This is a genomic window from Arthrobacter sp. Y3221159 (assembly GCF_059089885.1).
Genome location: NZ_JBNHFC010000002.1, coordinates 214,113 through 237,071, shown reverse-complemented (window position 1 = coordinate 237,071; position 22,959 = coordinate 214,113). Strand labels below are relative to the sequence as shown.

Annotated in this window: 19 protein-coding genes; 4 read left to right on the top strand and 15 right to left on the bottom strand. The window is 66.3% G+C overall.

All coding sequences use genetic code 11. The features are described 5' to 3' along the window. Positions 1–3 precede the first annotated feature (3 nt). The 11 genes from allB to AC5RT3_RS03420 all read right to left on the bottom strand — a co-directional run bounded on the left by allB (position 4) and on the right by AC5RT3_RS03420 (position 14,702). Positions 4–1,347, bottom strand: coding sequence for an allantoinase AllB (gene allB / locus AC5RT3_RS03470; RefSeq protein ID WP_009358443.1), 1,344 nt, complete (start codon positions 1,345–1,347; stop codon positions 4–6). Then, entirely contained in the window at positions 1,340–2,536 is a 1,197-nt protein-coding gene (locus AC5RT3_RS03465; protein WP_494123498.1) for a glycerate kinase, read from the bottom strand. Before AC5RT3_RS03465 ends, allB begins: the two co-directional genes overlap by 8 nt. A gap of 3 nt (positions 2,537–2,539) precedes the next feature. Beyond that, positions 2,540–4,318 carry a glyoxylate carboligase gene (gcl, locus tag AC5RT3_RS03460; RefSeq protein ID WP_494123497.1) on the bottom strand — a complete coding sequence of 593 codons (1,779 nt, stop codon included), beginning with the start codon at positions 4,316–4,318 and terminating at the stop codon, positions 2,540–2,542. Between the two features lie 196 nt (positions 4,319–4,514). Further along, positions 4,515–5,393 carry a 2-hydroxy-3-oxopropionate reductase gene (locus AC5RT3_RS03455; protein ID WP_494123496.1) on the bottom strand — a complete coding sequence of 293 codons (879 nt, stop codon included), beginning with the start codon at positions 5,391–5,393 and terminating at the stop codon, positions 4,515–4,517. A gap of 90 nt (positions 5,394–5,483) precedes the next feature. Then, on the bottom strand, positions 5,484–6,284 hold the full coding sequence (locus tag AC5RT3_RS03450; RefSeq protein ID WP_494123495.1) for a hydroxypyruvate isomerase family protein: 801 nt from the start codon (positions 6,282–6,284) through the stop codon (positions 5,484–5,486). Between the two features lie 183 nt (positions 6,285–6,467). Next, the gene (gene katG, locus AC5RT3_RS03445; protein ID WP_494009661.1) at positions 6,468–8,762 is read right to left on the bottom strand and encodes a catalase/peroxidase HPI; all 2,295 of its coding nucleotides are present in this window, start codon (positions 8,760–8,762) and stop codon (positions 6,468–6,470) included. A gap of 169 nt (positions 8,763–8,931) precedes the next feature. Next, the gene (locus AC5RT3_RS03440; RefSeq protein ID WP_494009660.1) at positions 8,932–10,011 is read right to left on the bottom strand and encodes a LacI family DNA-binding transcriptional regulator; all 1,080 of its coding nucleotides are present in this window, start codon (positions 10,009–10,011) and stop codon (positions 8,932–8,934) included. Positions 10,012–10,049: 38 nt separating this feature from the next. Beyond that, positions 10,050–10,952 (bottom strand): carbohydrate ABC transporter permease, encoded by a 903-nt coding sequence (locus tag AC5RT3_RS03435; RefSeq protein WP_494123494.1) that lies wholly within the window; start codon positions 10,950–10,952, stop codon positions 10,050–10,052. Continuing rightward, entirely contained in the window at positions 10,949–11,830 is an 882-nt protein-coding gene (locus tag AC5RT3_RS03430; protein WP_494123562.1) for a carbohydrate ABC transporter permease, read from the bottom strand. Before AC5RT3_RS03430 ends, AC5RT3_RS03435 begins: the two co-directional genes overlap by 4 nt. Before the next feature lie 63 nt (positions 11,831–11,893). Then, positions 11,894–13,228 carry an ABC transporter substrate-binding protein gene (locus AC5RT3_RS03425; RefSeq protein WP_494123493.1) on the bottom strand — a complete coding sequence of 445 codons (1,335 nt, stop codon included), beginning with the start codon at positions 13,226–13,228 and terminating at the stop codon, positions 11,894–11,896. A 37-nt stretch (positions 13,229–13,265) separates the two neighbouring features. Further along, entirely contained in the window at positions 13,266–14,702 is a 1,437-nt protein-coding gene (locus AC5RT3_RS03420; RefSeq protein ID WP_494123492.1) for a glycoside hydrolase, read from the bottom strand. A gap of 402 nt (positions 14,703–15,104) precedes the next feature. Here AC5RT3_RS03420 and AC5RT3_RS03415 point away from each other — a divergent pair, with 402 nt between their 5' ends. Beyond that, positions 15,105–16,655, top strand: a complete 1,551-nt coding sequence (locus AC5RT3_RS03415) for a glycoside hydrolase family 32 protein (protein ID WP_494123491.1) — start codon at positions 15,105–15,107, stop codon at positions 16,653–16,655. An 82-nt stretch (positions 16,656–16,737) separates the two neighbouring features. On the opposite strand, the gene AC5RT3_RS03410 is transcribed toward AC5RT3_RS03415, so the two are convergent. Beyond that, entirely contained in the window at positions 16,738–18,027 is a 1,290-nt protein-coding gene (locus AC5RT3_RS03410) for an MFS transporter (protein ID WP_494053244.1), read from the bottom strand. A gap of 77 nt (positions 18,028–18,104) precedes the next feature. After that, positions 18,105–19,391, bottom strand: coding sequence for a M20 metallopeptidase family protein (locus AC5RT3_RS03405; protein ID WP_494123490.1), 1,287 nt, complete (start codon positions 19,389–19,391; stop codon positions 18,105–18,107). A 131-nt stretch (positions 19,392–19,522) separates the two neighbouring features. Here AC5RT3_RS03405 and AC5RT3_RS03400 point away from each other — a divergent pair, with 131 nt between their 5' ends. After that, a complete protein-coding gene (locus tag AC5RT3_RS03400; RefSeq protein ID WP_494123489.1) occupies positions 19,523–20,551 on the top strand; it encodes an Lrp/AsnC family transcriptional regulator in 1,029 nt (342 codons plus the stop codon). A gap of 70 nt (positions 20,552–20,621) precedes the next feature. Here AC5RT3_RS03400 and AC5RT3_RS03395 read toward each other — a convergent pair whose 3' ends face one another. Together AC5RT3_RS03395 and AC5RT3_RS03390 are read right to left on the bottom strand one after the other, a co-directional pair. Further along, positions 20,622–21,038, bottom strand: coding sequence for an Hsp20/alpha crystallin family protein (locus tag AC5RT3_RS03395; protein ID WP_494053247.1), 417 nt, complete (start codon positions 21,036–21,038; stop codon positions 20,622–20,624). Positions 21,039–21,180: 142 nt separating this feature from the next. Continuing rightward, positions 21,181–21,474, bottom strand: a complete 294-nt coding sequence (locus tag AC5RT3_RS03390) for a hypothetical protein (protein WP_494053248.1) — start codon at positions 21,472–21,474, stop codon at positions 21,181–21,183. Positions 21,475–21,623: 149 nt separating this feature from the next. On the opposite strand from AC5RT3_RS03390, the gene AC5RT3_RS03385 reads away from it, so the two are divergent. Further along, positions 21,624–21,923 carry a putative quinol monooxygenase gene (locus tag AC5RT3_RS03385; protein WP_494053249.1) on the top strand — a complete coding sequence of 100 codons (300 nt, stop codon included), beginning with the start codon at positions 21,624–21,626 and terminating at the stop codon, positions 21,921–21,923. 140 nt (positions 21,924–22,063) lie between these two features. Further along, positions 22,064–22,954, top strand: coding sequence for a Rieske (2Fe-2S) protein (locus AC5RT3_RS03380; RefSeq protein WP_494053250.1), 891 nt, complete (start codon positions 22,064–22,066; stop codon positions 22,952–22,954). The last annotated feature ends 5 nt before the right edge of the window (positions 22,955–22,959 follow it).

The following is a 22,959-nucleotide window of genomic DNA, read 5'->3' as shown; positions in this document are numbered from 1 at the left end:
TCCTTACACTCCGCCGCGGCGGATCAGCTTGCCCGTGGGGGTTTGGCCGTCCACCACGGCGCCGCGAAGGAAGGTCTTGCGGACCACGCCGGAAAGGGTCTTGCCGTCGTAGGGGGTGATGGGGTTCTTGTGCTTGAGCTTGGACACGTCCACCACGAAGGCTTCGTCCGGGGCGAAGACGGCGAAGTCGGCATCGTAGCCGAGCGCCAGCTGGCCCTTGTTGGTGAGCCGGGCCAGGCTGGCAGGCTTCTCCGCCATCCAGGAAACCACCTGCTCCAGCGGGATGCCGCGGTGCCGGGCCTCGCTCCAAATCAGGGACAGGCCCAGCTGCAGCGATGAAACTCCGCCCCACGCCACGGCGAAGTCGCCGTTCTCCAGGTCCTTCAGGTCAAGGGTGGAGGGCGAGTGGTCCGAGACGATGCAGTCGATGGTGCCGTCCAGCAGGCCTTGCCAGAGCAGCTCCCGGTTGGAGGCCTCGCGGATGGGCGGGCAGCACTTGTAGGCCGTGGCGCCGTCCGGGATTTCCTCCGCCATCAGTGTCAGGTAGTGCGGGCAGGTTTCCACGGTGAGCTTGACGCCGTCGCGCTTTGCCGACGCGATCATGGGCAGGGCGTCCGACGACGAGAGGTGCAGGATGTGTGCACGCGCACCGGTCCAGCGGGCCCGCTCGATGACTTCGGCGATGGCCTTGTTCTCGGCGCCGCGGGGGCGGGAAGCGAGGAAGGTCTCGTAGTGGTCGCCGCCGGGGTGCGGGGCCCGGTCGATTGCGTGTGAGTCCTCGGCGTGGACGATCATGAGCGAGTCGAAGGACTTCAGCTCGGCCATGTCCTCCTCCATCTCGTCCGCGTCCAGGTGCGGGAACTCGTCCACCCCGGAGTGCAGGAGGAAGCACTTGAAGCCGAACACGCCGTCATCGTGCAGGGGGCGCAGGTCAGCCTTGTTTCCGGGAATCGCACCGCCCCAGAACCCGACGTCGATGAACGCCTGGTCCTCTGCCACCTCGCGCTTGAGCTTGAGGTTTGCCACCGTGGTGGTGGGCGGCACGGAGTTCAGCGGCATATCGATGATGGTGGTCACGCCGCCGGCAGCCGCGGCACGGGTCGCGGAGGCGAAACCCTCCCATTCGGTGCGGCCGGGCTCGTTGACGTGGACGTGGGTGTCCACCAGCCCGGGGAGCAGCGTCTCGTCGTCGGCGAGTTCAACCACCTCGGCGCCGGCCAGGCCGTTGCCGAGCGGCTCGATGGCCACGATCTTTCCGCCGCGGACGCCCACTTCGCGCGGGGCGATCCCGGCGGTGGTCAGGATGCGCTGGCCACGGATGACGAGGTCAAAACGTTCTTCAGACACGGAGGTCCTCCTTGGTACGTGTGGCGCCGGCAAACCCTCCGGCTGCCAGCTTTCCGCTGATCTGGGTGCCCAGCTGCTCCAGAAGCGGCGCTGCCTCTGCTATGCACCTGTTTACATCGCTTTCGAGTCCGGTCAAAGCGTAAACTTCCCCGAATCCGGCGGCCGCCGCCTGGCCCTCCTGGAGCGTGCTCCGGCCGCAGACGGCAACCACGGGAATGCCGTGGGCGGCGGCAGCACGCGCCACACCCATGGGCGCCTTGCCCAGCAGGCTTTGCTCGTCCAGGCTGCCTTCGCCGGTGATCACCAGGTCCGCACTGGCCAGGCGGTCGGCGAGGCCGGTGAATTCCAGGACCACGTCGATGCCCGGCCGGCGTGTTGCGGCCAGGGTGGCGATGGCGGTGTAGCCCACCCCGCCGGCCGCCCCCGCGCCGGGGGCTTCGGCGGCCTTGACGGCACGGAATCCGATTTCCCTGGCCAGGACTTCGACAAACCTGGCCAGGGCGGCGTCGAGCACGTCGACGTCTTGCTGCGTGGCACCCTTCTGTGGGCCGAAAATCGCCGCGGCGCCGGACGCGCCCAGCAGGGGATTGTCGACGTCGGATGCCAGCACAAAGCGTGTGTCCACCAGCCGGGGCTCAAAGTCGGTGAAGTCGATGCTGTGCAGGTTTGCCAGCGCAGCCCCGCCCGGCGGCAGCTCGTTGTTCCTGCTGTCCAGGAACCTGGCCCCGAGCCCCTGCAGGAGCCCCGCACCGCCGTCGGTATTGGCGCTGCCGCCCACCCCCAAAACCATGCGGCGGCAGCCCGCATCCAGGGCGGCGCGGATCAGCTGGCCGGTGCCCAGGCTGGTGGCCGCAAGGGCGGAGGCGGAGTCCGGCCGGCCGCCGCGTGCCACTTGGGGGACCAGGGCCAGCCCGGAGGCAGTGGCCATCTCAATGACGGCCTCGTGGTTCCGGACCGCGAAGTCCGCTTCCACCGGCTGGCCGAGGGGGCCGGCCACCGTGGCGGTGCGGCGGGTGAAGCCGGAGCCGACGGCGGCATCGAGGGTTCCCTCGCCGCCGTCGGCCACCGGAATCCGGAGCACCTCAAGGTTGCCGCCCGCCCCGCGCTGCAGGCCCTTCTCCAGGTGCGCGCAGACTTCCGGGGCGGAAAGGGATCCCTTGAACTTGTCCGGGGCAATGACGATGCGCATGGTTTAGGCCTGCAGCGCCAGGATGGCAGTGGGGGCGTCCGCGGCGGACTCTGCCAGTTCCTCGAACTCGTTCACGGCGTTGATTTCCACGCCCATGGAGATGTTGGTGACCTTTTCCAGGATCACTTCCACCACCACGGGAACCTGGAACTCGCCCATCAGGGCCTTGGCCTTGTCGAAGGCGGCGGCGAGGTCGTTGGGGTCCTCCACGCGCACGGCCTTGCAGCCCAGGCCCTCGGCCACCTTCAGGTGGTCCACGCCGTAGCCGTTGGTCTCCGGGGAGTTGATGTTGTCGAACGCCAGGGACACGTTCTGCTCCATGTTAAAGCCGCGCTGCGACTGCCGGATCAGGCCCAGGTAGGAGTTGTTCACCACCACGTGGATGTACGGGAGGTTGAACTGCGCGCCCACGGCCAGTTCCTCGATCATGAACTGGAAGTCGTAGTCGCCGGAAAGCGCCACCACAGTCTCGTCCGGCTTGCCGCGGACGACGCCGAGCGCGGCCGGGGCGGTCCAGCCCAGCGGGCCTGCCTGGCCGGCGTTGATCCACTTGCGCGGACCGAACACGTGCAGCATCTGCGCCCCGGCGATCTGGGACAGGCCGATAGTGGACACGTAGATGGTGTCGCGGCCGAAGGACTTGTTCATCTCCTCGTACACGCGCTGCGGCTTGATGGGGATGTTCTCGAAGTGGGTCTTGCGGTGCAGGGAGGCCTTGCGGTCCTGGCACTCGGCCACCCAGGCGCTGTAGTCCGGCAGGGATCCTGCCGCCTTGCGCTCCTTGGCGAGCTCAACGAGCCCTGCCAGCGCCGCACCGGCGTCGGACGCGATGCCCAGGTCCGGGGAGAACACGCGGCCGATCTGCGTGGGCTCGATGTCGATGTGCACGAACTTCCGGCCCGCGGTGTAGGTCTCCAGGCCGCCGGTGTGGCGGTTGGCCCAGCGGTTGCCGATGCCGATCACGAAGTCGCTCTGCAGGTAGTTCTCGTTGCCGTAGCGGTGGCTGGTCTGCAGGCCCACCATGCCGGCCATCAGCTGGTGGTCGTCCGGGATGGCACCCCAGCCCATCAGGGTGGGGATTACCGGAACGTTGAGGATCTCGGCCAGTTCCACCAGCTGGGCGGAGGCGCCGGCGTTGATGATGCCGCCGCCAGCCACGATCAGCGGGTGCTGGGCTGCCGTGAGCATGTCCAGGGCCTTTTCCAGCTGCTTGCGGGAGGCCTTGGGCTTCTCAACGGGCAGGGGCTCGTAGGTGTCGATGTCGAATTCGATCTCGGCCAGTTGCACGTCGATGGGCAGGTCCAGGAGCACGGGGCCGGGGCGGCCGGAGCGCATCAGCTGGAAGGCCTTCTGGAAGGCGCCGGGAACCTGGCCGGGCTCCAGGATGGTCATCGCCATCTTGGTGACGGGCTTGGCGATGGACTCGATGTCCACGGCCTGGAAGTCTTCCTTGTGCAGCTTGGCCACCGGCGCCTGGCCGGTGATGCAGAGCATGGGGATCGAATCTGCCCAGGCGGCGTAGAGGCCGGTGATCATGTCCGTGCCGGCGGGGCCGGACGTGCCGATGCAGATGCCGATATTGCCGTCCTTGGCGCGGCTGAAGCCGTCAGCCATGTGGCTGGCGCCTTCAACGTGGCGGGCCAGGGTGTGCCGGATGCCGCCGTGGGCGCGCATGGCGGAGTAGAAGGGGTTGATTGCCGCGCCTGGCAGGCCGAACGCCTCGATGGCGCCTTCCTTTTCCAGGATGGCAACCGCTGCATCAACGGTACGCATCTTGCTCATGGGGGTGCTCCTTGAAAGCTTGGGAAGTCTGTGGGCCCACGCCCGCAGGGTTCCCTGACCGAGCTTGCGAGGTTAGGGAGCGGGTGGGGAGGGTGTGCTGAAGGGAGTTTTTGTCCAGATGCGGCGACTTGGGAGGCCCGTAAGTCGCTTTATCTGGACAAAAACTTCGTGGGGGAGGGCTTACTTGCGGCCTGTCCTATTTCCTGCCGCTGAGCTGGAGGACCTGCTTGAAGAGTCCGGAGTGGTCCAGCGCGCCGTCGCCCTGGTTGACGGTGGCGGCGACGAGCTGGGCGACGACGGCGCCGAGGGGGACGGCGACGTTGGCTTCACGGGCGGCGGAGGTGACGATGCCGAGGTCCTTGTGGTGCAGGGCGAGGCGGAAGCCGGGGTCGAAGTTGCGGTCCAGCATCTTCTGGCCCTTCTGGTCCAGGACCTTGGAGCCGGCCAGGCCGCCGCCTAGGACCTTGAGGGCGGCGTCGGTGTCCACGCCGTAGGCCTCGAGGAAGGCGATGGCCTCGCCGAGGACCTCGATGTTGACTGCGACGATGAGCTGGTTGGCTGCCTTGACGGTCTGGCCCGAGCCGGAGGGGCCGACGTGGACGATGGTCTTGCCGACCGCGTTCAGGACGTCCGAGGCGGCGTCGAAGTCTCCCTTGTCGCCGCCGACCATGATGGAGAGGGCGGCGTCGATGGCGCCCTGTTCGCCGCCGGAGACCGGGGCGTCGAGGGGGCGGATGCCGGCCTCGCGGGCTTCGTCGGAGAGGCGCTTGGCGACGTCGGGGCGGATGCTGGAGGCGTCGATCCACAAGGTGCCCTGTTTGGCATTGGCGAAGACGCCGTCCTTGCCGGTAACGACGCCTTCGACGTCAGGGGAGTCCGGGACCATGGTGATAACGACGTCGGCGTCCTTGACGGCGTCCGCGATGCTGGTGGCGCCCTTGCCGCCTTCGGAGACGAGCTTGTCGATCTTGTCCTGGCTGCGGTTGAAGCCGGTGACGGTGTGGCCGGCCTTGACCAGGTTGATGGCCATGGGCAGGCCCATGATTCCGAGTCCGATGACTGCAACATTGCTCATGATGGTTCTCTTTCTAAAGTCTTTACGATGTGTGGGGCCACGCCCGCAGGGGTCCCTGGCCGAGCTTGCGAGGTTGGGGAGGGGTGGGGATTAGGCCGTGGTGCGCTGGCGGATGGCCCAGCTGAAGGCGGTTTCCTGCGGTTCCTTGTACTCGAGGCCGATGTAGCCCTCGTAGCCGAGTTCACGGCTGCGGGCGATCCATTCGCCCAGCGGGAGGGTTCCGGTGCCTGGTGCGCCGCGGCCGGGGTTGTCGGCGATCTGGATGTGGCCGAAGTCCTTGGCGTGGTTTTCGATGACGGCTTCGACGTCGTCGCCGTTGACTGCGAGGTGGTAGAAGTCGGCGAGGAACTTGATGTTGGTGGCACCGGATTCTGCCTTGACGCGGGCGATGACCCGGAGTGCGTCCTCAGCGGTGAGCAGAGGGTACTTCGGTGCACCGCTGACGGGTTCGAGGAGGACAGTGCCGCCGATGCGGGCCACGCCTTCGGCTGCTGCGGCCAGGTTCCTGGCGGCCAGCTCGTCCTGCTCTTCGGCGGTGGCGTCCTCCTGCCGGTTGCCGTAGAGGGCGTTGAAGGCCTTGCAGCCCAGGCGCTCGCCGATGCCGGCCACGACGTTGATGTTGTCCTTGAACTCGGACTCGCGGCCCGTCCAGGAGACCAGGCCGCGGTCGCCGCCGGGCATGTTGCCCGCGTTGAAGTTCAGGCCGGTGAGCTGCACCCCGGCGTCCTTGATGGCGTTCTCGAACCTGGTGATCTCGGAATCCGCCGGAACGGAGGATTCGAACGGCCACCAGAACTCGACGGCGTCGAAGCCTGCTGCCTTGGCTGCGGCCGGCCGCTCGAGCAGGGGCAGCTCCGTCAGCAGGATGGAGCAGTTCACTGTGTACGTCATCGTAGGTCCTTCCGGGGAGGGCTTTGATCCATCTTCCCTTGCGTCTCGGTATTCCTACCGTTTCCGCTTCGTGGAATTTAGATTCTGCTTTATGAAAAGTGTAGGGAAGGAGGGTGATGCGCGTCAAGGGGCAGGGCAAGAGAAAGGGCCGGCTGCAAAGCAGCCGGCCCTTGAGGTGATCCTTTACCGCAGGTCGAAGCGGTCAGCGTCCATGACCTTTGTCCATGCGGCCACGAAGTCGTTGACGAACTTCTCCTTGCCGTCCTCGCTCGCGTACACCTCGGACAGTGCCCGCAGCTGCGAGTTGGAGCCGAACACCAGATCGACCGGCGTGGCGGTCCACTTCACTTCGCCGGTGGTGACGTCGCTGATCTCGTAGACGTTCTCCTCCGCCTCCGACGCCTTCCACTTGGTGCCGGGGGAGAGCAGGTTGACGAAGAAGTCGTTCGTCAGGACCTGCGGCCGGGTGGTGAGCACGCCGTGCAGGGAATCGCCGAGGTTGGCGCCGAGGGCGCGCATGCCGCCCACGAGCGCCGTCATCTCCGGTGCGGAGAGGCCCAGCAGGTACGCCTTGTCCAGCAGGAGGGTCTCCGGCTGGAGCTTCTCACCGGGCCGGACGTAGTTGCGGAATCCGTCAGCCCGCGGCTGCAGGTACTGGAAGGAGTCGACGTCGGTCTGGTCCTGGGAGGCGTCCGTGCGGCCGGGGTGGAACGGCACCGTGACGGGGAACCCGGCGTCGCTGGCGGCCTTCTCCACCGCAGCGCACCCGCCGAGGACGACCAGGTCAGCCAGCGAGACCTTCTTGCCGCCGGCCTGGCCGGAGTTGAACTGCTGCTGGACCCTCTCGATCGCCTGCAGGGCAGTGGCGAGCTGGTCGGGCTCGTTCACCTCCCAGCCGCGCTGGGGCTCCAGCCGGATCCGCGCGCCGTTGGCCCCGCCGCGCCTGTCCGTCTTGCGGTAGGTGGATGCCGACGCCCAGGCAGTGCGGACCAGCTGCGCGACGGACAGCCCCGAGTCCAGGAGCTGCGCCTTGAGCGAGTCGATGTCCTGCTGGCCGATCAGCTCGTGGTCCACGGCGGGAACCGGATCCTGCCACAGCTGGGCCTCGGGAACCCATGGCCCCAGCATGTGCGGGCCCACCGGACCCATGTCGCGGTGCAGCAGTTTGTACCAGGCCTTGGCGAAGGCGAGCTGGAACTCATCCGGGTTCTTCAGGAACCGCTGCCCGATTTCGGCATAGATCGGGTCGAAGCGCAGGGACAGGTCGGTGGTGAGCATCGTGGGCCGGTGCTTCTTTTCCGGGTCGTAAGCGTCCGGGATGATCTCCGGAGCATCCTTGGCAACCCACTGGTGGGCGCCGGCGGGGCTCTTGACCAGCTCCCACTCGTATTCGAACAGGATCTCGAGGAAGCGGTTGCTCCATTCGGTGGGCCGGTCGGTCCACGTGACTTCCAGGCCGGAGGTGATCGTGTCAGCCCCCTTGCCGCTGCCGTACGTGCTCAGCCAGCCCAGGCCTTGCGTCTCGATTTCTGCGCCCTCCGGCTCGGGACCGACATGGGCGTCGGCGTCACCGGCACCGTGCGTCTTGCCGAACGTGTGGCCGCCCGCAATCAGCGCGAAGGTCTCTTCGTCGTTCATCGCCATCCGCTTGAAGGTTTCACGGATGAACGCGGCGGCAAGTTTGGGGTCCGGGTTACCCATGGGCCCCTCGGGGTTCACGTAGATGAGGCCCATCTCGGTGGAGCCCACTTCTTCCGCCATCTGGCCTTCGCCGATGTAGCGTTCGTCGCCGAGCCACGTGTCTTCGGGACCCCAGAAGATCTCCTCGGGCTCCCACACGTCCTCGCGGCCGAAGGCGAAGCCGAACGTCTTGAAGCCCATCGATTCGAGGGCCACGTTGCCCGCCAGCACCAGCAGGTCGGCCCACGAGAGCTTCTGGCCGTACTTCTGCTTGACCGGCCACAGCAGGCGCCGGGCCTTGTCCAGGTTGGCGTTGTCCGGCCAGCTGTTCAGCGGGGCGAACCGCTGGCTGCCGTCGCCCGCGCCGCCGCGGCCGTCGTGGACGCGGTAGGTGCCGGCGGCGTGCCAGCTGAGCCGGATCATGAGGCCGCCGTAGTGGCCGAAGTCTGCAGGCCACCAGTCCTGGGACGTGGTCAGGACCTGGGTGATGTCCTGCTTGAGCGCCTCGACGTCCAGCTTCTGGAATTCTTCGCGGTAGCTGAACGAGGGGCCGAGCGGGTTGCCCGCCGGGTTGTGGGCGTGGAGCACGGAGAGATCGAGCTGGTTCGGCCACCAGTCCGCGACGGTGCGGGGACGGTGTCCTTTGGGCTGCGGCGAGTCGATCGCCGGATTCTCGCTCTCACTGCCGTGCGAGGTCACGCTGTCATGTGCGACCGGGCACCCGCCCTCAACCTTGCGGTCCAGGCCCTGGGCACTTCCCGGGGTGGGGATCGGGGGGTGGTCCTGGTGATCGGTCATGTGTTTCCTTCCATGTGGCCGAGGCCGTGGTCGGACTCGGGTGGCCGTACAACCCTCCCATTTGACCATGATGAGCCAGCGCGCTGAACCCCCAAGCAGGAAGTATGACGACGGCGGCCTGCCGCCATCCGGAGCACCACGCCCCCAGGCATCAGTCAGCGTGACCGGCTTATGCGGAGGCTGTGACTTGGACCGATGTCCGTTCCACCGTGGGGCAGTGGATTCTCGCCGCCTCCGCTCCGGCTGTCTCCTCCAGCCCGAGCAATATGCGCACCCCTGCGGCGCCCAGCTCGTAGTGGGGCAATGCCACGGTGGAGAGCGGCGGCCGCAGGTGGGCGGCGATGACTTCCTGGTTGTCGAAGCCGACCACGGCGATGTCCTCCGGGATGGACAAACCGTGCTCACGCAGCCCGTCGTAGAGGCCCATGGCCATCCGGTCGTTGTAGCAGTAGACGGCGGTGGCGCCGCGCTTGAGCAGTGCACCGGTTGCGCCGTAGCCGCCTTCCTGGTCCGGATAGGCTTCCATGACCAGGCCGGGGTCGAAGGCAATGCCGGCTTCCTCGAGCGCCTGCCTGTACCCCAGGAGCCGTCCGTCCTTGGCAGGGGCGGGAATGGTGGCGTTGATGAAGGCAATGCGGCGGTGCCCGTGCCGCAGCAGGATCTCGGTGGCCGACTTTCCGCCCTGCACCTCGTCCGGCACCACCGCCCGTGCCCCCGGCTCGGTGGCGAAGCAGTTCACCAGGACAAAGTCCGCTTCCCGCAGCGAGGCCGGAATGTCAGTTTCGCGGTGGAACCAGGTGGAATAGAGGATGCCGCGCACCTTGTACTCGAGCATCATGCTGATCGCGTCCTGTTCAAGCTCCCGGTTGCCCTCGGTGTTCGCAATCAGGAGGGCGTAGCCGTGTTTCCATGCCTCGTCCTGGGCGCCGTGGATGATCTGGCCGGCGAAGGGAGTGGTGGCAACGCCGTCGGCCACCAGTCCGATGAAGCGGGAGGTGCCGCTGACCAGGGTCTTGGCCATCGCGTTGGGCCGGTAGCCCAGCGCGCGGATGGCATCCTTGACGCGCTGGCGGGTTTCTTCGGCGATGCGGGCGTCTTTTTTCTTGTTGACCACCAGCGACACCGTGGCAGTGGAGACCCCCGCCGCCTCGGCGACGTCGCGGAGCGTGACAGGGTGGGCGCGTTCGGGCCGGTGCCGGGAACTGGCCGCAGGCGCGGCTTCTCCCGGCTTGTTCTCCCTTGAATTCATCTGCCCTCCGTCAGGAGTATATCCGGCTGCTGCGGCGGTCATCCCTTGGTCGCCCCGCTCTCGAGTCCTTGGATCATGGCCTTGTTGAGCACCAGGAACACCAGCAGGAGCGGGGTGATGGTCACGCACACGGCGGCAAACGTGGCCGTCCAGTCCACCTTGCCCATGGCGCCGATGTAGTTCTGCAGTCCCAGCGGGATGGTCTTCAGTTCCTCGGACAGCACGAAGGTGTTGGCGAAGATGAAGTCGTTCCAGATGAAGATGCTGTTGACCAGCACCACGGTCACCACCGTGTTGAGCGACAGCGGCAGGGTGATCAGGCCGAAGATCCGGTAGGGTCCCGCGCCGTCCAGGGATGCGGCCTCGTACGTTTCCTTCGGGATGTATTCGTAGAACGAGGAGAACAAGTAGACGGACATCGGCAGGGAGAACCCGGCCAGGGGAATGATCATCGACTGGTAGGTGTCCAGCAGGTTCACCGCCGAGTAGTCGATGAACAGCGGCACCAGGGCGATCTGGACAGGGACGATGATGCCGATCAGGAACAGCCCCCGGACCAGCTTGCTGAGCCGGAACCCGAGCACCTGGATGGCATACGCGGCCATCATGCCCAGCAGGACAATGAGGATGTTGGCGCCCATGGTGACGATGAAGCTGTTCATGATGTTCCGGCCCAGGTCCCCCGTTTCGAAGGCCCGGGCGTAGTTCTCCCAGGTGAGCGAGCTGGGCAGGGCGAACGGATCCCCGCTGGCAAAGTCCTGCTCCGTGCGCAGGCTGGTGAGGAACAGCCAGGCCAGCGGATACACCTGGACGATCACAATGAGCATGATCAGGACGCGTGAGAGCGTCCGGTACAGGTCAGGCCTGCGACGGCGGCGGCGGGCTGCCGGACGCGGCGGCACCACGGCGGGCGGGCTGGCTGGGGCTGCCTGGGTGATCATGAGTCTGCCTTCCGCTTGAGCAGGAACAGGATGAGGCCGACGGCAACGAGGCACTCGATGACGATGAACACCGAGATGGTGCTGGCATAGCCGAAGTCGGTGCTGGTGAACGCCGTCTTGTACATGTAGGTGGTGAGCAGTTCGGACGACTGCCCCGGCCCGCCGTTGGTCATCAGGTAGGGGATGTCGAAGCCACGCAGGCCGTAGGTGGTGGCCATGATGGTGGTGGTGATCCAGACCGGGCGGATGTAGGGGAAGCGGATCTTGGTGAACAGCGTCCACCGCGATGCCCCGTCCAGCACGGCGGCTTCTTCAAGCTCCTTCGGCACGGCGAGCAGGGCCGCGTAGATGATGAGCATGTACAGGCCGGTGAAGCGCCAGCCTTCCGGCGCGGACACCGCCGCCAGGACCGTGGTGACGTCCGAGAGCCAGGGCCGCTCCAGACTGCCGAGCCCGATCCAGTGCAGCAGCTGGTTGAGCAGGCCCACGGGGTCGATGGAGTAGATCCGGACGAAGAGGAAGGCGATGGCGACGGTGGAGATCACGGCGGGCAGCAGGTAGAGGGTTTTGATCAGTTCGCGTCCGCGGCGGAGCGAGGTGAGCAGGCTGGCGACCACCAGGGCGCCGCCGAGCTGCAGGACCAGGCAGATGGCCAGGTAGATCAGTGCGTTCAGGAAAGCCCGCCAGAAAATGTCATCGGCTGCGAACATGCGGACGTAGTTGTCCAGTCCCACGAACTCCATGTCGCTGATGCCGTTCCAGGAGAAGAAGCTCAGGAACAGCGACTGGAGGATGGGGAAGAGCACTGCTGCGCCGTAGAGCAGCAGCGGCGGGAGCAGGAAGACCAGGACCGACGTCCTGGACCGGTTGGGAAGCATCCGGTTGGATTGCATGACGGGCCTTTCGGGCGGGGGACCGGAGTCCCCCGCCGCAGTGGTTGCTTACTTGAAGAACTTCGGGGCGTTCTGCGCGATGGTGTTATCCATCGTGCTGGTGAACTGCTCAGGCGTGATGTTGCCCTGGACCAGCAGGACAAGCTCCTGCTGCAGCCGCCCGTTGGTGGTGGGGTCCAGCTGCGTGTCCCAGGGCATGGCCTGCTTGGAGCCAAGGTCCTTCGCCTGGTCAAGTGCCTTCCGGTACAGCGGCGTGGCGTTGGCCGGGACGGCGGTTTCGACGTCGGTGGTGGGCGAGAGTGCGCCAGTGGCTGCGTATTCCGCGGGGTACTTTTCCAGGGCGAACTTCAGGAAGTCGCTCACCAGGGGATCGTAGGTTTTCGCGTTCACGGCCATGCCGATGCCGGAGGGCGAAACGAACTCATTGGCCGCCGTCACGGAGCCGGCTGTGGTGGGCAGGGTGAAGAAGTCGATGTCATCCCGGACCGCGGGGTCCAGCTTGTCGGTGGCCAGGCTGGGCAGTTCCCAGGTGCCGATGTTGTACATGGCGGCCTGGCCGGACGTGAACTGGTTCTGCGCGTCTGAATAACCCTGCGCGGAGAAGCCCTCCTGGAAGCATTCCGCCTTACCCAGGTCGGCCATCCAGTTGACTGTCTTCTGTCCTGCGGGGTCCGAGAACTTGGCTTCGCCCTTCTTCAGCTTTTGCACAAAGTCCGGTCCGGCTTCCCGGAACGGCTGGTAGGCGATGTAGCGTTCCAGCGGCCACTGGTCCTGGCCGTCGACGGCGATCGGGGTGATGCCGGCGTTGCGCAGGGCGGTGCACATGGCGGGAATATCGTCCAGCGACTTCGGCACCGACACGCCTGCCTTCTCCAGCAGTGCCTTGTTGTACCAGATGAACTCCAGTTCGAACTGGAACGGGATCATGTACAGGGAGCCGTCGTCGAAGCGCTGGTAGTCCAGGGCGCCGGGGCGGTAGTCGTCGTAGACATCCAGGGACTTCAGCAGCTTTTCGGCGTCCACCATCTTGCCCTGCTTGGCCAGCTGCTGGGCAAAGGGTGTGGCATCAGTGTCAAAGAGCTCGGGAAGCTTGTTTGCCGCGGCCAGGGTTTCGAGCTTCTGGATGTAGGAGGGCCGGTCCGGGGTGGTGATCAGGTTCAGCTCGAAGCCGGGGTGGTCCTTGGCATAGTCGTCGGCGAGCTTCTTCATGATGTTGATGACGGCGCCGTCCGCGGGCCGCGAGAGCAGCCAGGAGATTTCCCGGGGCTTGATTTCCCCGGTGGGGCTGACATTGGAGGGATCGGTGGAGCTTCCGCCTCCACAGGCTGTCAGTGCCAGGGCGGTGGCGGCTGCGACGGCGGCGGCGCGAATAAGATTCTTCATTGCGGTCTTTCCCTTGGTGTGAACGGAGGAGGGGTATTCAGTTGTCGGTGCGCTTGCGTACTTCGAGGTGCGTGACGGTGGCGGATCCTTCGCCGGCGAAGGCGCCGATCCGGCCCGCCGGCAGGTCGTAGATCCTGGTGCTAAGAGCCACCTGCCTGTCCACGACGGCGACGCACAGGTCGCCGTCGACGATGACTTCCAGCGTGTGCTCCCCGGGGGGAAGGCTGCACGGGCGTTCGAGTTCGATCTCGAACGGCACGTCCCCGGAGACATGCCATTGGGCCTCACCCGTGACGGCCCGCGGCCACCGGTCGAAGACCAGGCGCCCGCGCTTGGGTTCGAGCCGGAGGATGTAGGAGCTGTCGCCGTCGGTGCTGGACCGCAGCAGCAATCCGCACTCTGTGGTGCCCGGGCCGATATCCAGGACTGCCTTCGCGTAGAACTGGGAGGGCAGGTCCTCCCCGGAGACAATGGCGGCGTAGCCGTCCGGAACGTCCAGCCTGGTGGGCAGGCCGCCGTCGAAGGTCACGGCAACTTCGTCCCAGAAGCTGTCCACCAGTTCGTCGGCAAAGCCGAACGCCAGGGTTCCGTCAGGGTTCTGCCGAGCCTCCAGGACGGACATGGTGCCCGCCCACTGCCAGGGGCCGCCGTCGGAATTTCCTTCCTTGCTGGCGATCCAGCCAAAGAAGAACCGCCGACCGTCCCGCTCGGCGGTCTTGGATGCGTAGAACGCCCGGCCGTCGATGCTGTCCTGGTCCGGAACCAGCCACGGGCCGTCAGGGCTCCTGGCCATGCGGTACCGGGTGGTGAAATTTTCGGAGAACTCGGAGTAGACCATGTACCACCAGTCGCCCCAGGCAAAGACGTCCGGGCACTCGTGGGTGATGTACCGGCGGGGGTCCCAGAAGGGTTCCGCATACTGCCAGCTCACCAGGTCGCTGGACACGCACTGGGCGATGACCCCGCGGCGGCGTTCGGGTCCTTCGGCGTGCCGGGCTGCCAGGAGCATGCGCCACTGGCCCGAGGACGGGTCGTGGAACACGAAAGGGTCCCGCCAGTCCCCGGACTCGTAGCCGGCAGGTGCGCCGAATGTCAGCTCGGGGTGCTTCACCCAGGTGCGCATTCCATCGGTGCTGGTGGCGTGCATGACCAGCTGCAGCGGGAGCCCGTCCCCGCCAAGGTTCTTCGGGTTCTGTCCGGTGTAGAAGAGGTGGTGGACGCCGGACTCATCAACCACCACGCTGCCCGTGTACGCGTTGAAGTCAGGATCGTTTTCTGTTCCGTGGGGCAGTGACACCCCCTGGTCCTGGAACTGGATGAGGTCCTTGGTGGTAACCAGGTTCCACGATGTACCCGGCTTGGGCTCGGAGCGGACCTCGTGAAGATAGAAGAGCCAGAACTCCCCGTCCTTCTGGAAGGGGATGAGGTCTCCCACCCATCCGTCGGCGGGCTGGAAGAAGACTGGATAACTCATCGGCGTTGATGTTCCGTTCTGCTAAAGCGTTTGATCACCTCAAGGTAGATGATCACGCCGGGTTTGATCAAGCGTTTTAGCGAAATTTTTTCGGAGTTGAAAGACGGGCGATAAAACGCTTGACCAAACACTGTTTGCATCCCTAGTTTTGGGGCCAAGCGATTTTCCGACGACGAGGTCAGCCGCCGAACCAATGAAGGTTCCACCCCTATAGCAGTAACCGTTCCAAGGCCCGTCCGGCGCCACGTAACGCCGGCGGGCCGTCCCTTCATCCGGGCCGCGACGCAACCCGCTCCCACGCAGGCTCCTGTGCCTGCGAACTGCTGCGCCGCCGTCGTTATCGCCGCGTGCGCCAGTGGCTGTCGCACGCCCTGATGCAGCCCACCTTCGAGAGGAACTACCATGACGCCCCATCTGTCCCGGCGTAACGTCCTGCAGGGCACAGGCGCAGGAGCGCTGGCTCTGTTCATGAGCAACGCCATCCCGGCAGCAGCCAAGGCCAAGGAGTCTTTACGCGCCGTGTACCACATGACGCCGCCGGCGGGCTGGCTGTGCGACCCGCAACGTCCGGTGCACGTCAACGGCGCATACCACCTCTACTACCTGCATTCAGCCCAGAACAATGGCCCGGGAGGATGGGACCACGCCACCACCACGGACTGCGTGGTTTTCGACCATCACGGGGCTGCCATCCCGCTGCAGCCGGACTTTCCTGTCTGGTCGGGATCAGCGGTGGTGGACACGGCAAACGCTGCCGGTTTCGGGGCAGGCGCCATCGTGGTCCTCGCCACGCAGCCCACGGGCGGGATCCGTAAGTACCAGGAGCAATACCTCTACTGGTCCACCGACGGCGGCTACACCTTTAGGGCGCTACCCGACCCCGTGATCGTGAATACGGACGGCCGGGCCGCCAGCACGCAGGCCGAGATCGAGAACGCGGAGTGGTTCCGGGATCCGAAGATCCATTGGGATGGCGCGCGCAGCGAATGGGTGTGCGTGATCGGGCGGGCCCGGTACGCCGCGTTCTATACCTCGCAAAACCTGCGCGACTGGCAGCTGAAACGCAACTTCGACTACCCCAACCATGCCCTCGGCGGGATCGAATGCCCTGACCTTTTCGAGATGACGGCCGACGACGGCACGCGGCATTGGGTGCTGGGCGCCAGCATGGATGCGTACACCATCGGCCTGCCCATGACCTACGCCTACTGGACGGGAACCTGGGATGGCGGGCAGTTCCTCGCAGACAACCTGGATCCGCAGTGGCTCGACTGGGGCTGGGACTGGTACGGCGCCGTGACCTGGCCGGCAGCGGAGGCGCCCGACACGCGGCGGTACGCGATCGGCTGGATGAACAACTGGAAGTACGCCGCCCGTGACGTTCCCACGGACGCCAGCGACGGGTACAACGGCCAGAACTCGGTTGTGCGGGAGTTGCGCCTCGCCCGCCAGATCGGGGGCTGGTACAGCCTGCTCAGCAGTCCCGTCCCGGTGCTCGCCAGCCATGCCAGCTCCACTACCGTGCTTCCGGACCGCACTGTCAACGGCAGCGCCGTCCTGCCGTGGAGCGGCCAGGCGTACGAACTGGAACTCGATATCTCCTGGGCCGCCGCCGCCAACGTGGGCGTCTCGGTGGGCCGGTCCGCGGACGGCAGACGCCACACCAACATTGGCAAGTACGGGGCGGAGCTCTATGTCGACCGTGGGCCGTCGGACCTGGCGGGCTTTTCACTCGTGCCGTTCACACGTGCAGCGGCACAGATCGATGCGGCCGCCCGCTCGGTCCACCTGCGCATCTTCGTGGACAAACAGAGCGTGGAGGTGTTCGTGAACGCCGGGCACACGGTGCTGTCCCAGCAGGTGCACTTCGCGGCGGGTGACACCGGAATCTCGTTCTACACCGACGGCGGCCCGGCAACCTTCTCCGGCATCACCATCAGGAACTTCGGCTGAGCAGCCCCGGAAACACCGCCGGGCCCCGGTGCACCATGCGCCGGGGACCGGCGGATCCGCCTGGAGGAGCCACCTGAAGCGGCTAGTGCGTCAGGTCCTTACCCTTCGTCTCCGGGATGGTGAAGACGAACGCCGCGCTGATGACCAGGAGCAGCACCGCGTAGATGTTGAACACCTGCGGTGCGCCCAGCGACGAGCCCAGCCACTGCTGCAGGTATGGTGCGGTCCCGCCGAACGCGGCCACGCAGATGGAGTACGGAACTCCGACGCCTACGGTGCGGATGGACGTCGGAAACAGCTCGGCGTAGACGGCCGGCACAATGGCGGCGCTCGCGGCGATGAAGACCAGCATCACGGACATGCCCACGGCCAGCTGCCAGGCGGAATCCTTCAGCAGCCAGGTCATGGGGAAGTGCATCACGGCGGAACCGATGGCCCCGGACCACAGCACTTTCTTGCGCCCGATCCGGTCGGACAGCTTGCCCCACACCGGCAGCGCGGCAATGAACACGATGTTCGCAACAACACCGGCCCAGAGCGCCTCGCCGCGGTCGATCTTGAGTGCGGTGGTGGCGTAGCTCGGTGCCACCACGCCCCAGATGTAGTAGATCACCGTCAGGCCGACCGTCAGCCCGATCACCTGCAGGGCCTGCTTCCGGTGCCGGACGATCTGCGGCCAGATTGGCGCCCGCTTCAAAGTCGTGGATTCACCCTCGAAGGCCTCGGTCTCGTGCAGCCGGGCCCGCATGACCAGGGCGTAGAGGCCCATCGCGGCACCCAGCAGGAACGGGATCCGCCAGCCCCAGGCGTTCATCGCATCGGTGGTCAACGTCATGTTCAGCACCGCGCCCAGCAGGGTGCCGAAAAGGATGCCAACCGTTCCGGAGGTGTAGATCAGGGTGGCCCAGAATCCGCGGTGCTCCTTGGGTGCCATTTCCGAAAGATAGGTTTGCGACGACGGCAGTTCGCCGCCGTGCGCGAGTCCCTGTATGAGCCGGGCCACCAGCAGCATCAGCGATGCCCAGGCGCCCACGGCCGCGAACGTGGGCGCGATGCCGATCATCAGGCTGCCCAGGGACGCCAGTCCGACGGCGAGCGTCATGGATGCCTTGCGGCCCACCCTGTCTCCGATCCAGCCGAAAACGAAGCCGCCGAAGGGCCGGGCCACGAAGCCGACGGCGAAGATCGCCAGCGTGGACAGTACCGCGGAGGCGGGGTCCGCCTTGCTGAAGAGCTGGCTGGCGATGAAGGGCGTGAACGTGGCGTAGATGGCCCAGTCGTACCACTCGACAGCGTTGCCGATGCCGGTTCCGACGATGGTCTTCGCGGTGGACACGCGTCCAGTCTGCTGCCTTGTTACTGCAATGGACATGATGACTTCCTGGTGGTCGGTGCGAATGGGGTTACCGGCGCAGCGCTGCTGCCGGCGTTGCGGGGTGGCTGCCGGTGTTATGGCGCTGCTGAAAGTGCGGCGAGCCGCGAGACGGCCAGTTCTGCGTAGAGCGCTGCCCCGTCAGCCAGCACGCCGTCGTCGAACGTGGCATACGGCGAGTGGTTGAAGGGGGAGGCTGCGGGATCAGCGCCGGGCGCGACGGCGCTGAGCCCCACGAAGGTGCCGGGCACTTCTGCCAGCACCCGGGAAAAATCCTCGGAACCGCTAAGCGGGGTGGCCCAGCGCGAGAGCCGGCGCTCGCCGAACAGGCCGGCGATGACGTTTTCGGCGGTGCGCGTTTCGTCCTCGTCCGTGATGGTGAGGGGGTATTCCTCCTGGTAATCAACGTGCACGTCGAGGCCATGGGCTGCGGCGATGCCCTTGAGCAGCCGGGGTACGGCCTCCATCATCTTGAGGCGGGAGCCTTCGGAGAAGGTCCGGATGGTGGCTTCGATGCGGGCCGTCTCCGGGATGACGTTCCGCTTGGTGCCGGCCTGCAGGACGCCCACAGACAGGACCACGGGATCGAACATGTTGAACTGCCGCGTCACCATCACCTGCAGCGCGGTGACCATCTCCGCCGCCGCGGTCACCGGATCTTTGGCGGCGTGTGGGGCGGACCCGTGGCCGCCGGCGCCGAGGACCGTGACCTCCAGGCCGTCGGAGGCGCTGAGCATGACGCCCGGCTTCGTGCAGAACTGGCCGTGTTCCTCCAGGGAGGAAAAGACATGCATGCCGTAGGCCGCCTGGACGCGGGGACCGGCGGCGTCCAGGACGCCTTCCCGGATCATGTAGCTGGCGCCGTCGCAGCCTTCCTCGCCGGGCTGGAACATCAGGACGACGTCGCCCTGGAGCAGGTGCCGCCTCTCGGCCAGGAGCGTGGCCGCTCCGGCGAGCATGGACGTGTGCAGGTCGTGGCCGCAGGCGTGCATGGCGCCGTCGGTCCTGGACGTGTAGTCCACCCCGGTCTTCTCCTGCACCGGCAGGCCGTCCATGTCCGCGCGGAGGAGGACGGCGGGCCGTTCGGTGGCCTTGCCGCCCGCCGGGGACCCGCCGCCCGCCGGGGACCCGTCGCCCGCCGGGGACCCGCCGTCCACGGGTGAACCGGCGGCGCCGCGCAGGACGGCAGTGACCGACGTCGTCTCCTTGCCCAGCGTGATCTCGAACGGCAGGCCGTCCAGCGCCTGGAGGACGCGCTCCTGGGTGCGGGGGAGGTGCAGGCCGATCTCCGGCTGCCGGTGCAGGTCGTGGCGGAGGCGGAACAGGTCTTCCTGCAGGTCGCGGGCGTCTTCGGTAATGGGCACTTGTACTCCTTGGCGTGGGCTTCCGGCTTGTGGACTATTCTGGAGTGGCGCGCTTCACATTCACCGAAAGCGCAATAATTATGCTGCTGGTTCTGGGTAGCCGCAGTATTCATGCACGGAGGGGCGGGTCCATGGAGCTCAGCGAGGACGATCTTGCCCTGATTCAGGTGCTGCAGGTCCACCCCCGCCTTGGCTGGGCCGATGCCGCCAAAGTGCTGGGCGTCCACGCAACCACGCTGGCCGCGCGCTGGGAACGGCTGAGGTCCAGCGGTGCGGCATGGGTCACTGCGCACCTGGCCGGAAACCCCCAGCAGATGCTCCTCGCCTTTGTGGCCGTTGACTGCGAGATGAACCAACGGGACGCCGTCACCGCCCAGCTGGCGGCCATGCCCGAGATCGTCACAGTGGAGGAAGCGGCCAGCAACCGCGACCTGATGCTGACCGTCATCACCAGCTCGCTTGAGGAGTTCAGCACCAACGTCGCCGCCAGGCTGAAGACCATCGAAGGGCTCACCAAGTACCAGACGGCGCTCTGCACCCGGCTGCACACCAGCGCGGACGAATGGCGGCTGAACATCCTGGACAAGGCCCAGCTGGCCACCCTTCGGACGCTGGGGCAAGGCGCCGAGGGCCCGGGCCGGCAAGCTGCGGCAGCGGGGGACCTCCCAGCCAGCCACCTGGCCCTGCTCCCGTACCTGGCGCGGGACGGAAGGGCGACGGCGGCGGACATTGCCCGGGAGCTGGGCCGCCATCCAGCCACGGTGCAGCGTCAGCTGAACCGGGTGCTCGCCAGCGGGATCCTGCTGTTCCGCTGCGAGGTGGCGCAGCGCTACTCGTCGTTCCCGGTGACGTGCCAGTGGTTCGCCAACGTCCCGGCCGGCAGGCATGAGGAGGCAGCCGCCGCCTTCCGCACCATCAGCAAAGTCCGGCTCAGCGCGTCCACCACCGGGCCCACCAACTTCGTGATCATCATGTGGCTCCAGTCGCTGGCCGACGTCATGACCGCCGAACTGGCGCTGCAGCAGAAAGTACCGGGCATCGAACTGGTTGAGAGCGTGGTGATGCTGCGGACGGTCAAGCGCGTGGGCTGGATGCTGAACGACGACACCACGGCCAGCGGCGCAGTGGTGCATGCCGGAACCTTGGGCGTCGCGGACTGAGGTCAGGCCTGGGAAGCCAGCCGGGGAGAAGGGAAACGGACGACGGCGGCCGCGCGCCGCCGTCGTCCTCCTAGCCCCTGGTGATGGGTATCTTCCGGCGGGCGGAAGCATCCTGGAGTTCCGGCAGGGGAACCCGTACCTCCAGGATGCCGTCTGTGTAGGTGGCTTTGACGTCACCTTGGTTAACGGCGGCGGGGAGCGTAACTGCCCGCGAGAACGTGCCGTAGCGGAATTCCGAACGGTAGCCTTCCTTGCCCGTGTGCTCCGACTTTTCCTCGTGCCGCACGGTGATGCGCAACTGGTCATCGGTCAGGGTGATGTCCACGTCTTTGTCGGGGTCGATGCCGGGGACTTCCGCCTTAATGACCAGGGTGCCGTTCTCCCTGTACTCCTCGGTCCGAAGCCATGGGTCCAGGTCGCCTTCGAAGAAGCGCCGAAGCGGCTCGGTGATGTCGGCTCCGGTGCGCCGGAGAATGCCATTGCTCATTTGCGAGTGCTCCTTTCAATGATGGTTAGGCCGCGGACCGGTGCCCGGGCATCAAAGGCGCCGGTCCGCGGCGGTGGCCCCTGTAGCACACAGGGACTGCCCTCACCCGTTTTCCGCGGCCCAACCCGCGGAGCGGATGGTCTTAGCCGGCCTGCGGGCTCTGCTCCCGACGGCGGGACAACTCCGCGTCGATGCACCGGAGAAGGTCACGGGCCGGACCGGGGTCTGATGCACTGGTGCCCGCCTCTCCGCTGTCCAGCTGGCTGCTGTCCGGTTCGGCGCTGTCGAATGCGGCGGTGTCCAGTTCCAGCGCACGTTTCAAACGGAGGAGGTCCGGTGTCGGCACCAACTGCAGATGGTGGAAGGCGTGGAAAATCCTGCCGGAAGGCGTGCTGCCCAGCTCGATGGCGGGCGGGAAGGTCCCGTTGGCTTTCATGGCGCGTGCTCCCAAGGGCTGCCGGTTGGCCCACTGCTTTAGCCATTATGTTCTATACCCAATCTGGCCAGCTGGATCACGCAAAGTAGGCAAAATTCTGTTTCGGGTTTAGCCCTGTCCGGTCATACCCATGCTGCAGACTGGGCACTATGACCTTTGCGAATGTGGGAAGCCTCGGAACCAAGCCCGGCCAACGGGACGCCGTTGTGTCCATCCTTCTCAGGCCCATGCCGGGACTCAAGGAAGCCGGATGCCTGCTGTACGAGGTGGGCGTGAACGACGACGCCCCTGACACGGTGTTTGTGAGCGAACTGTGGGAGTCGCCGGAGGCACACCGGGCCTCACTGCAGCTGGACAGCGTGCGGGCCGCGATCGCCGAAGCCATGCCCCTGCTGTCCGGCGAGATGGGCGGCAGCCAGTTCACGGTGCTGGGGTCGCCGCTGCGGTAACCGGGTACCGGCGCCGGATGCGGCTGCTTCCTGCCTTCCCTTTCGTCCCTGCCCTCTTGTCTTGGCCCTGTTACCCGGGGCGGCCAGCCGCTAGGCTCTGGGCACCGACTGGATTCCAGGAAACAGGGTAAGGGAGACCCATGAAGCCGCTGCCTGTACTTGAGCTTGTCACCCGCCTCGAGGACGCCGAATGGCTTGACCCCGCGGCCAAGAGCGTCCGGAAAGTCGTCAGGAAGGTCCTCCGTCCACGATGGGCGAGGGACGTCCTCCACGGTGTTCCCATCGGTCATCCGGTACACCCACTCGCTGTCCAGGTCCCGATCGGGGTGTGGGTTTCCGCCGGGGTCCTGGACGCAATCCCCGGTACCGGGAAGGCTGCCGGGATTCTGGTGGGGGTTGGCACTGCAAGTGTGCTTCCGTCCGCGCTGGCCGGTTTCAATGACTGGCTGCAACTCCATCCGCAGCAGCAAAGAGTGGGTCTGGTGCACGCCGCCGCAAACGTGACGGCAACGGGCTTTTACATTGCGTCGCTGGTCCAGCGGGCGAGGGGCAGCCAGAACAGCGGAAAGGTGCTCGCCTACTTCGGACTTGCGACAGTAAGTGCCGGCGGCTTCCTGGGCGGCCACCTCACTTACCGCCAGGCAGCCGGGGTGAACCACAGCGAGGAGATACCGCACCGCTTTCCGTCGGGATGGCATTCCCTGGCACAGCTCTCGGACCTGCCTGAAGGAAAGCTGCTCAAGCACGAGGTTGCCGGACTGCCGCTGCTCGTCCACCGGGAGGGCGACAGCGTCAACGTGCTGTCCGACGTCTGCAGCCACCTGTCCGGGCCGCTGCACGAAGGGAAACTTAAGGACGGGGCCGCCAAGGGCGGCAGCGAACCCTGCGTCGTGTGTCCCTGGCACCGGAGCACCTTCTCCCTGCGCACTGGCGAGGTGCAGGCCGGCCCTGCCACCTCCCGTCAGCCACGCTTCGATACCCGTATCACTGGCGGTCTCGTGGAGGTATGCCTGCCCGGAGCTGACGGCTGAGGATG

Coding starts and splice junctions, on each gene's coding strand:
- AC5RT3_RS03465 (WP_494123498.1), bottom strand. CDS start 2,536: ATGCGCATCGTCATTGCCCCGGACAAGTTCAAGGGATCCCTTTCCGCC.
- gcl (WP_494123497.1), bottom strand. CDS start 4,318: ATGAGCAAGATGCGTACCGTTGATGCAGCGGTTGCCATCCTGGAAAAG.
- AC5RT3_RS03455 (WP_494123496.1), bottom strand. CDS start 5,393: ATGAGCAATGTTGCAGTCATCGGACTCGGAATCATGGGCCTGCCCATG.
- AC5RT3_RS03450 (WP_494123495.1), bottom strand. CDS start 6,284: ATGACGTACACAGTGAACTGCTCCATCCTGCTGACGGAGCTGCCCCTG.
- katG (WP_494009661.1), bottom strand. CDS start 8,762: ATGACCGATCACCAGGACCACCCCCCGATCCCCACCCCGGGAAGTGCC.
- AC5RT3_RS03440 (WP_494009660.1), bottom strand. CDS start 10,011: ATGAATTCAAGGGAGAACAAGCCGGGAGAAGCCGCGCCTGCGGCCAGT.
- AC5RT3_RS03435 (WP_494123494.1), bottom strand. CDS start 10,952: ATGATCACCCAGGCAGCCCCAGCCAGCCCGCCCGCCGTGGTGCCGCCG.
- AC5RT3_RS03430 (WP_494123562.1), bottom strand. CDS start 11,830: ATGCTTCCCAACCGGTCCAGGACGTCGGTCCTGGTCTTCCTGCTCCCG.
- AC5RT3_RS03425 (WP_494123493.1), bottom strand. CDS start 13,228: ATGAAGAATCTTATTCGCGCCGCCGCCGTCGCAGCCGCCACCGCCCTG.
- AC5RT3_RS03420 (WP_494123492.1), bottom strand. CDS start 14,702: ATGAGTTATCCAGTCTTCTTCCAGCCCGCCGACGGATGGGTGGGAGAC.
- AC5RT3_RS03415 (WP_494123491.1), top strand. CDS start 15,105: ATGACGCCCCATCTGTCCCGGCGTAACGTCCTGCAGGGCACAGGCGCA.
- AC5RT3_RS03410 (WP_494053244.1), bottom strand. CDS start 18,027: ATGTCCATTGCAGTAACAAGGCAGCAGACTGGACGCGTGTCCACCGCG.
- AC5RT3_RS03400 (WP_494123489.1), top strand. CDS start 19,523: ATGGAGCTCAGCGAGGACGATCTTGCCCTGATTCAGGTGCTGCAGGTC.
- AC5RT3_RS03395 (WP_494053247.1), bottom strand. CDS start 21,038: ATGAGCAATGGCATTCTCCGGCGCACCGGAGCCGACATCACCGAGCCG.
- AC5RT3_RS03390 (WP_494053248.1), bottom strand. CDS start 21,474: ATGAAAGCCAACGGGACCTTCCCGCCCGCCATCGAGCTGGGCAGCACG.
- AC5RT3_RS03385 (WP_494053249.1), top strand. CDS start 21,624: ATGACCTTTGCGAATGTGGGAAGCCTCGGAACCAAGCCCGGCCAACGG.
- AC5RT3_RS03380 (WP_494053250.1), top strand. CDS start 22,064: ATGAAGCCGCTGCCTGTACTTGAGCTTGTCACCCGCCTCGAGGACGCC.